At 66.2% G+C, this 8,050-nt stretch carries 8 protein-coding genes and 1 pseudogene; 5 read left to right on the top strand and 4 right to left on the bottom strand.

Features of this window, described 5'->3' with window-relative positions; translation table 11 throughout:
• Nucleotides 1-440 (top strand): annotated as a pseudogene (locus D3261_RS16065) (hypothetical protein); the annotation flags it as partial.
• Between the two features lie 150 nt (nucleotides 441-590).
• Here D3261_RS16065 and D3261_RS16060 read toward each other — a convergent pair.
• Nucleotides 591-2,552 carry an aconitate hydratase gene (locus tag D3261_RS16060; protein WP_120074115.1) on the bottom strand — a complete coding sequence of 654 codons (1,962 nt, stop codon included), beginning with the start codon at nucleotides 2,550-2,552 and terminating at the stop codon, nucleotides 591-593.
• Between the two features lie 140 nt (nucleotides 2,553-2,692).
• On the opposite strand from D3261_RS16060, the gene D3261_RS16055 reads away from it, so the two are divergent.
• From D3261_RS16055 to D3261_RS16045, 3 genes are all read left to right on the top strand, one after another.
• Nucleotides 2,693-3,187: a deoxyuridine 5'-triphosphate nucleotidohydrolase gene (locus tag D3261_RS16055; RefSeq protein WP_120074113.1), complete on the top strand. Its 495-nt coding sequence runs from the start codon at nucleotides 2,693-2,695 to the stop codon at nucleotides 3,185-3,187.
• 431 nt (nucleotides 3,188-3,618) lie between these two features.
• Nucleotides 3,619-3,927 (top strand): cupin domain-containing protein, encoded by a 309-nt coding sequence (locus D3261_RS16050; RefSeq protein ID WP_120074118.1) that lies wholly within the window; start codon nucleotides 3,619-3,621, stop codon nucleotides 3,925-3,927.
• Entirely contained in the window at nucleotides 3,927-4,703 is a 777-nt protein-coding gene (locus D3261_RS16045) for a class I SAM-dependent methyltransferase (RefSeq protein ID WP_120074111.1), read from the top strand. Before D3261_RS16050 ends, D3261_RS16045 begins: the two co-directional genes overlap by 1 nt.
• A gap of 43 nt (nucleotides 4,704-4,746) precedes the next feature.
• Here D3261_RS16045 and D3261_RS16040 read toward each other — a convergent pair whose 3' ends face one another.
• Nucleotides 4,747-5,595 carry a PspA/IM30 family protein gene (locus D3261_RS16040; protein ID WP_120074110.1) on the bottom strand — a complete coding sequence of 283 codons (849 nt, stop codon included), beginning with the start codon at nucleotides 5,593-5,595 and terminating at the stop codon, nucleotides 4,747-4,749.
• A 55-nt stretch (nucleotides 5,596-5,650) separates the two neighbouring features.
• Between D3261_RS16040 and D3261_RS16035 the strand changes: the two genes are divergently transcribed.
• The gene (locus tag D3261_RS16035; RefSeq protein ID WP_120074108.1) at nucleotides 5,651-6,250 is read left to right on the top strand and encodes an alpha/beta hydrolase; all 600 of its coding nucleotides are present in this window, start codon (nucleotides 5,651-5,653) and stop codon (nucleotides 6,248-6,250) included.
• Nucleotides 6,251-6,264: 14 nt separating this feature from the next.
• On the opposite strand, the gene D3261_RS16030 is transcribed toward D3261_RS16035, so the two are convergent.
• Nucleotides 6,265-7,053, bottom strand: a complete 789-nt coding sequence (locus D3261_RS16030; protein WP_120074106.1) for an ABC transporter permease — start codon at nucleotides 7,051-7,053, stop codon at nucleotides 6,265-6,267.
• Nucleotides 7,050-8,042, bottom strand: coding sequence for an ABC transporter ATP-binding protein (locus D3261_RS16025; protein WP_120074104.1), 993 nt, complete (start codon nucleotides 8,040-8,042; stop codon nucleotides 7,050-7,052). Before D3261_RS16025 ends, D3261_RS16030 begins: the two co-directional genes overlap by 4 nt.
• Nucleotides 8,043-8,050 lie beyond the last annotated feature (8 nt).

Raw genomic sequence — 8,050 nt, 5'->3', positions numbered from 1 at the left:
GGATGGGACTCGGTGCGGGACTGGTCTTTACCGGCATCTCGGCGCTCCTCATCGTCGGACTCCTGCTGGTGCCGTTCTTCCTCCAGTTCTACCGGGCGGCGATCGTCGTCGACGACGCCGGCGTCACGGACTCGTTCCGACGGAGCGCGGGGCTGGTTCGAGCGAACTTCTTGAATACGCTCGGCTACAACGTCATCGCCCTGCTCGTCAACCTCGTTTCCGTCATCCCGATCGTCTACTACGTCGTTACCCACGTCGCCGTCTCGGACGCCCCGGCGACCGCCGCCACGAACGGGTTTCTCGGGACGTCACCCTCCGGCGGCCTCGTGTTCTTCATCGCCTCGGGGGTACTGTCGCTCCTGATCGGTGCGTTCCTGCGAACCTACTACGTGGCCTACTACACCGACAGAACCGAGGAGCGAACGGAAACCACCGCCTGAGTCACGAGCGCTCCGGTCGGAAGAGCGTCGAGACGGACCGAATGACGAGTCGTCGACGTGGGGGTCACGAGAAACGGTCCGTTGGACTGACTCGATTCGAGTACCGTCGGTACCGCGGTTCGCTAAAAAATTCGAAGTTCGGTTAGGCGATCAGTCGTCGGCGGGGGCCGCGCCCGAGCTCCCTTCCTGCTGGGCCTTGGTGTGGGGCAGCTTGCCGCCGTCGGCGAGGATCTCGCGCTCGCGGTCGGAGGCCTTGAGGGTGCCCGTGGCTTCCCAGTCGTCGTTCACGCGGATCGTGAACTCGGTCTCACCGGAGCGAACGGCCTCGTCGACGTCGTCGACGATCTCGATGTCGTCGCCCTGGTCGATTTTCTCATACGTGTCCTCGTCGATCTCCAGCGGCAGGAGGCCGAAGTTGAAGAGGTTCGCCTTGTGGATCCGCGCGAAGCTCTGGGCGAGCACCCCTTCGACGCCGAGGTACATCGGGCAGAGCGCCGCGTGCTCACGCGAGCTCCCCTGACCGTAGTTCTCGCCGGCCACGAGGAAACCACCGTCGGAGTCGAGCGCGCGCTGGGCGAACTCCTCGTCGACCCGCGAGAGGGTGAACTCCGAGAGCTTCGGGATGTTCGACCGGTACATCAGGATGTCCTGGGTCGCGGGGATGATGTGGTCGGTCGTGATGTTGTCCTGCATCTTCAGCAGTGCCGGCCCGCCGAGGTCGGATTCGAGCGGGTCCTTCAGCGGCACGTCGCCGATGTTCGGGCCCTTCACGAGCCCGTCGTCGACCGCGTTGTCCGGCGAGATGAGGTCGGCGGTCGAGCCGTCGTAGACGTCGGCCATCTCGAAGCCGGGGTCCTCGATGTCGTCGAGGTCGCGCGGGTCGGTGATCTCGCCGGTGATCGCCGCGGCGGTGGCGACCTCGGGCGAGCAGAGGTAGACCGAGTCGTCCTCGATACCCGAGCGGCCCTCGAAGTTGCGGTTGAAGGTCCGGAGCGAAACGGAGTCCGAAGCCGGCACGTGGCCGATACCGATGCAGGCCCCACAGGTGGCCTCGGAGAAGTTGACGCCGGCCGCCATCAGCTCGGCCGTCCAGCCCTCGCGGGCGAGGAGCTCGGAGGACTGCTTCGAGCCGGGCGCGATGATCATGTCCGTGCGCTTGTCGACCTGCTGGCCTTCGAGCATCTTCGCGGCCGGGAGGATGTCCTCGTAGGCACCGTTGGTGCACGAGCCGATCATGACCTGGTCGACGTCCGTCCCGGCGACCTCGCTGACGGGGACGACGTTGTCGGGCATCGACGGCGTGGCGATCAGGGGTTCGAGCTCGTCGAGGTTCACCACGATCTCGTCGGCGTACTCGGCGTCGTCGTCAGCGCTCAGGTCGACGTACTCGTCTTCGCGTTCGAGCCGCGAGAGGAACTCCTTGGTGTTGTCGTCGGTCGGGAAGATCGAAGTGGTCGCGCCGAGCTCGGTCCCCATGTTGGTGATGGTGGTCCGCTCGGGCACGGAGAGCGACTCGATGCCGGGACCGGTGTATTCGAGCACCTTGCCGACGCCGCCCTTCACCGAGAGCTCGCCGAGGAGGTGGAGGATGACGTCCTTGGCGGTGGCCCACTCGGGGAGTTCGCCTTCGAGACGGACGCTGACGACTTCCGGCATCTCGATGTAGTACGGCCCGCCGCCCATCGCGACGGCGACGTCGAGACCGCCCGAACCGATGGCGAGTTCGCCCATCCCGCCGGGGGTCGGGGTGTGGGAGTCAGAGCCGAGCATCGTCTTGCCCGGTGCGGCGAAGCGCTCCTTGTGGACCTGGTGGCAGATACCGTTGCCCGGGCGCGAGAAGTGCGCGCCGAACGTGCCCGCCGCCGACCGGAGGAAGCGGTGGTCGTCGGAGTTCTTGAAGTCGAACTGATAGGTCTGGTGGTCGCAGTACTGCGCAGCGAGCTCGGTCTGGACCTCGTCGAGGCCGAGCGCCTCGAACTGGAGCCAGACGAGCGTCCCAGTGGTGTCCTGGGTCAGGACCTGGTCGATCTCGATCCCGATCTCCTCGCCGGTTTCGAGTTCACCTTCGACGAGGTGGTCGGAGAGGATCTTCTCCGTTAGCGTTTTTCCCATAGCACGTACTCATCCGCCACCCATCGGTATAAATCCCGTGCGTTTCGCACGAAAGACCGCCATACATCGCAAGTCTTGCCGCTCCGCTCGATTCCCGGGGACTCCGGTACGGCTTTGTATGCCGATAGGAACGGTGTGGTATGTACAAAAGCGGTGCGTTCGTCGCCGAGCACGTCACGCCCGTCACCGACGAACAGGTCCAGCCCAACGGGGTGGACCTCACGCTCGAAGCCGTCTTCGAACAGCGCGAACCCGGCCGGATCGGTATCGAGAGCAAGGAGGTCGGCGTGCGCCACCGTCGCCGCGAACACGTCGTCGAGGGCTTCGGCGAGAGCGACACCACCGATCCCTACTACCTCCCGCCGGGAGGCTACGTCGCCCGCTACACCGAGATCGTCCGGATCCCCGAAGGCCACGTGGGGTTCGTCTATCCGCGCTCGTCGCTGCTGCGCAACTCGTGTATGCTGAACACCGCAGTCTGGGACGCGGGCTACGAGGGCCGCGGCGAGGGACTGCTCCAGGTCCACCACGACATCGAGATCGAACGCGGCGCGCGGGTCGCACAGCTCGTCCTCTGCGAGGCCGACCACGACGACGTCTACGACGGGAGCTATCAGGGCGAGAACGTCGAGTGAACGGTCAGGAAAACGAGCGTCGTAGTCGTGTACGGACGCGGAGCAGCATTTGTTCGGGGAGACGGATCATCGGACGAGACCACGTCACGGCCCTGGTCGACTGTTTCTCGAGTACTGTCACCGGCTCCCGCGACAGCGAACCACGATTGGTCTGCATCGAGGCGGATCGTTCGTGCGTCTCGTGTGCATCGACAGCGAGTCGTGTTTTAGGTATGCCTAAAATTATGAGTGCGGAGGACGAACTGCCGAAGGCAGATGAGACACAGCAACCGACCGGCCCCCGACGTGGCGGCGGTCGACCGTCAATACCGCGGTCGACGGGGACCACGGAGCGTTCGTGGAGCGTCCGAGCAGCGTGACCGAACCGATGTCGAAACCGAAGCGCGGTCGGCACGTGACACACGGAGTGACCGATGACGGGGACCCAACGAATGGCGGAGATCGCCGACTTCACTGGACTCGGCGCTGAATCGTTCGTCCCGCTCTTCGAGGACGGGGAGCCACAGGTGAATCACCTCCATCTCGACGCTGGCGAGCGCATCGAGCCGCATCGCCACGCCGCGCGAACGGTGCTCTTCGTGGTTCTCGACGGCGAGTTCGAGCTACACGTCGGGTCGGAGACGTACGAGCTGCCCGCCGGGCGTGTCGCGCGATTCGACGGGGAACGAGAGTTCTCGCCCGTGGCGGTCGAGGCGAGCACCGCGCTAGTGATCCTGACGTCGGTATCGGGGGGAGCCTGATGGCCCGGAAATCGCTCGAAAACCAACCCGCCCACTGGGTCCTCGCCGAGATGGGCAAACGCGTGCTCCGGCCGGGCGGTCGGGAGCTGACGCTTGAACTCGTCGACGCACTCGACATCACTCCCGGCGACGACGTGGTCGAGTTCGCCCCAGGAACGGGGTTCACCGCGCGGCTCGCGCTCGACCACGAACCAGGGTCGTACACGGGCGTCGAACTCGACCGGGAGGCGGCGAACGCACTGGCGACCGAACTCGACCGTCCCGACTGCGAGATCGTCGTCGGAAACGCGGGTGCCACGACGCTCGACTCGGCGTGCGCGGACGTGGTCTACGGCGAGGCACTGCTGACGATGCAGCCCGAGAGGGGGAAAGCGAGCATCGTCAACGAGGCCGAACGTCTCCTCCGACCGGGTGGCACGTACGGCATCCACGAACTCGGACTGATACCCGACGACATCGACGACGAGACGAAATCCCGAATTCGGGAGGACCTCTCGCACGTCCTGAAGGTCAACGCGCGGCCGCTAACCGAGTCGGAGTGGGTTGACCACCTCGAAACGGCGGGGTTCGAGGTCGTCTGGCAGGGCCGTGCCCCGATGGCGCTGCTCGACCCGCGGCGGATGATCGACGACGAGGGGCTCCGCCGAACGATGCAGTTCGGGTTCAATCTGCTCGCGAAGCCCTCGGGGCGGAGACGGGTCAGAAAGATGCGATCGGTGTTCAACCAGTACGAACAGCATATGAACGCGGTCGCCGTCGTCGCGAAGAAGCGCTAAGCACGGGCGTCCCCCACCCAGTCGAGCGCCCGTCGTTCGCGGCCTAGTTCGAGTCCTCGTTCTGGAGCTCTTCGAGTTCGGCTTCGACCTCGGGGTCGGCGGGTTCGTCGCCGCCCGCACTCGAACCGTCGTCGTCCGTGTCGGTCGTCTCGGCCTCGGCCGTTTCGGTTTCCGTGGACGTACTCGACGACCCACCCTCACCCATCTCGCCCCGGAGGGTTTCGAGTTCGGCCTCGACCTCGCTGTCGGTGCTGAGCGATTCGAGCTCGCGGTCGATGCTGTCCTTGTCCGAGAGCGCGTCCTCGAAGGCCCCCGACTCCTCGAGTTCGTCCATCGCGGCGGCGCGCGCCTCCATGTCCTCGGTGCGCTCGTTGGCGCGTTCGATCGAGCGCCCGACGTCCTCCATCTCGTCGCCCGCACCCGTCATCGCCTCCGAGACACGCGTGCTCGCCTCGGCGGCCTCGTAGCGCGCCTTCATGGTCTCCTTCTGGGTCCGGAACTCCTCGATCCGACCCTGGAGGGTGTTCTTCTTCTCGACCAGCTGGTCCTGGGTGTTCTGGAGGTCGGCGATCTGGCTCTCCAGATCCTCGATCTGAGTCATCTTCTGTTTCTTCTTTTCGAGGGCCTGCCGCGCGAGGTCGTCGCGGTCCTGACGCACCGCCTCGCGGGCCTGTTCGTTGTGCTTGTCGACGTTCTCCTCCAGTCGCCGTTTCTGGATCTCGAGGCGTTTCTTCTGGGTGGTGAGGTCCGCGATCCCGCCTTTCACGTCCTGTAGCTGGTCGCGGAGCTGTTCGTAGGAGTAATCCAGTGCCTCGCTCGGGTCCTCTGCGTTGTTGAGGATCGCGTTGAGCCGCGACCGAACCACGTACGACGCGCGTGAAAGGATGCCCATACCCGCCCCTAGCGTCCCGCCATCTTAAAACACCGCCCGTTCGCAGACGAGGCCGATGACCGTGGTTATTCCCGGCGGGCGCGACGTCCGCGGAACGCTCGACATCCCCGAGGGCGCGAACAAAAACGACCGCTTCGAGCGGCTCGTCGTGGCGTGCCCGCCCCACCCACAGGACGGGGGCACCCGCTCGGACCAGCGGCTCACCGCCGTGAGTGACGCGCTCTGCGAGGCGGGGATCGCCTGCCTCCGATTCGACTACGGGGGTTGGGACGAGGGCCGCGGCGAGCAAGAAGACGCCAAAAACGCCGTCGAGTGGGCGCGCGAGCGCGCGGACCAGGTAGGACTCTTCGGGTTCAGCTTCGGCGCGACGATGGCGCTGTGCGCCGCGGGCGATATCGAGGGCCTCTGGAGCGTGTGTGCGCTCGCGCCCGACCGTGGCGAGGGTGAAAGCGACGCAGTAGCTGCGCTCGACGGGATCGACGATCCAGTGGAAATTCTCTACGCCGAACGCGATACGACCGCCGACTGGGAGCCCGTCGTCGAGCGCGCCCGCGACCTCGATATCGCTGTCGAGGGGCTCTCGGCCGACCACTTCTTCCTCGGGCAGGCGGAGAAGGTCGCGGTGCGGGTCGTGGCGTTCTTCGAGGGGAACTGAACCCGTTTCCCGCCTCAGTCCGTCAGCCCGTAGCCGCGTTTGAACAGCAGGACGTCGACCCCGACCATCACCGCCGCCGCGACGGCGAGGACGGCGAGCGAGACCGTCGGGTCGATGTCCGCGGTTCCGAGGAAACCGTACCGCAGACCGTCGACCATGTAGACCATCGGGTTGAGGAGCGAGACGGTCTGCCAGATGGGGGGCAGCGCCGAGAGCGGGTAGAAGACCGCCCCGAAGAACACCAGCGGCCGGATGATGAACTGGTTCATCACCGTGAGGTAGTCGAAGTCCTCGGCCCAGAGCCCGCCGAGAACCCCGAAGGCCGCGAAGAGCACCGTGATCACGAGCACGAAGCCCACGGTGTAGACCGGGTGGGCCGTGCCCACCGGCGGCACGCCGGGGTCGAGGTTCGTGAAGATCACGCCGACGAGCGTGACGAGCGCCGCGATCACGATCCCGCGGAGCGCGCTCGCGGAGATGTACGAGCCGACCATCTCGACGTACGAGAGCGGTGCGGTCTGGACCTCGTGGATGTAGGCGTTCCAGCGACCGTGGAAGATGGTGAAGGAGGCGTTCTGGAAGGCGTCGCTGGTCGCGCCGAGCACGACGAGCCCCGGGAGGATGAACAGGATGTAGGGCGTCCCGCCGGTCGCGTTGATCCGCCCGCCGAGGATCACCCCGAAGACCACGAAGTAGAGCGCGTTGGTGATGACAGGAGGGAGAAACGTGTTCCACGGCCGCCGGACGTACCGGAGCACCTCGCGCCGGAGCAGGGTTCGCGCGCCCGTCGAGACTACGCTCACTGCGAGGCCCCCGGCGGGGTGGCGGCCTCGGCATCGCGTTCGGGGCCGTCGGGGTCGCCGGTCGCCGGCTCCTCGTCGTGGCTCGTCAGCGAGATGAACACCTCTTCGAGCGACGTCCGCGAGATGTCGACGTCGACCACGGTGTGGCCCTGGCGGTCGAGGTCGCGAACGAGCGCCGGGGTGACCTCGCCACCCGAAGCGGCCGAGACGGTGAGGAGGTCGCCGTCGAGGTCGACGTCGGTGACGCGGTCGTCCGTGACGGCCGGGGTCGAGGTCGGCGGGTCGCGGAGTCGGAGGCGGACGGTGTCGTCGCCTTTCGCCATCAGGTCCGCCGGGCTCGCGACGGTGACCTTCTGACCCTGGTCCATGATGGCGACCTCGTCACAGAGCTGTTCGGCCTCCTCGATGTAGTGGGTCGTCAGGAGCACCGTCAATCCGTCCTCGTTGAGGTCGGTGATGATCTCCCAGAGGTCGTGGCGGAGTTCGACGTCGACGCCCGCGGTGGGTTCGTCGAGGATCAGGAGGTCCGGGTCCGAGACCAGCGCGCGGGCGAGCATGAACCGGCGCTTCATCCCGCCGGAGAGCCAGTCGAATCTGGAGTTTCGCTTCTCGTAGATACCGACCGTTTTGAGCGCCTCGTCGGCCCGGCGGCGGGCTTCTTCCCCACTGACGCCGTGATAGCCCGCCTGGTGGAGCAGGACCTCGCGAACCGGGAAGAACCGGTCGACGTTGAACTCCTGGGGGGCGAGGCCGATCCGCGAGCGGACCTCGCGGTAGTCGGCCTCGACGTCGTTGCCGAACACCAGCGCCTCGCCGCCGGACTTCGAGACCAGCCCGACGAGGATGTTGATGAAGGTGGTCTTGCCCGCGCCGTTCGGGCCGAGCAAGCCGAAGAACTCGCCCTGCTCGATGTCGAGCGAGAGGCCGTCGAGCGCCTGCACGTCGCCGTAGTTCTTCGTGAGATCGGTCGTCGAGATGGCGAGTGACACTACGCGAA

The sequence above is a fragment of the Halococcus sp. IIIV-5B genome (genome assembly GCF_003602035.1).
GTDB classification, from domain to species: domain Archaea; phylum Halobacteriota; class Halobacteria; order Halobacteriales; family Halococcaceae; genus Halococcus; species Halococcus salsus.
Note: the sequence above shows the minus strand (reverse complement) of the source record. Positions and strands in the feature narration are given on the sequence as shown.

Bases quoted from the DNA above. Each gene is read 5' to 3' on its own strand.
- D3261_RS16060 (WP_120074115.1), bottom strand. From the start codon at position 2,552: ATGGGAAAAACGCTAACGGAGAAGATCCTCTCCGACCACCTCGTCGAA.
- D3261_RS16055 (WP_120074113.1), top strand. From the start codon at position 2,693: ATGTACAAAAGCGGTGCGTTCGTCGCCGAGCACGTCACGCCCGTCACC.
- D3261_RS16050 (WP_120074118.1), top strand. From the start codon at position 3,619: ATGGCGGAGATCGCCGACTTCACTGGACTCGGCGCTGAATCGTTCGTC.
- D3261_RS16045 (WP_120074111.1), top strand. From the start codon at position 3,927: ATGGCCCGGAAATCGCTCGAAAACCAACCCGCCCACTGGGTCCTCGCC.
- D3261_RS16040 (WP_120074110.1), bottom strand. From the start codon at position 5,595: ATGGGCATCCTTTCACGCGCGTCGTACGTGGTTCGGTCGCGGCTCAAC.
- D3261_RS16035 (WP_120074108.1), top strand. From the start codon at position 5,651: ATGACCGTGGTTATTCCCGGCGGGCGCGACGTCCGCGGAACGCTCGAC.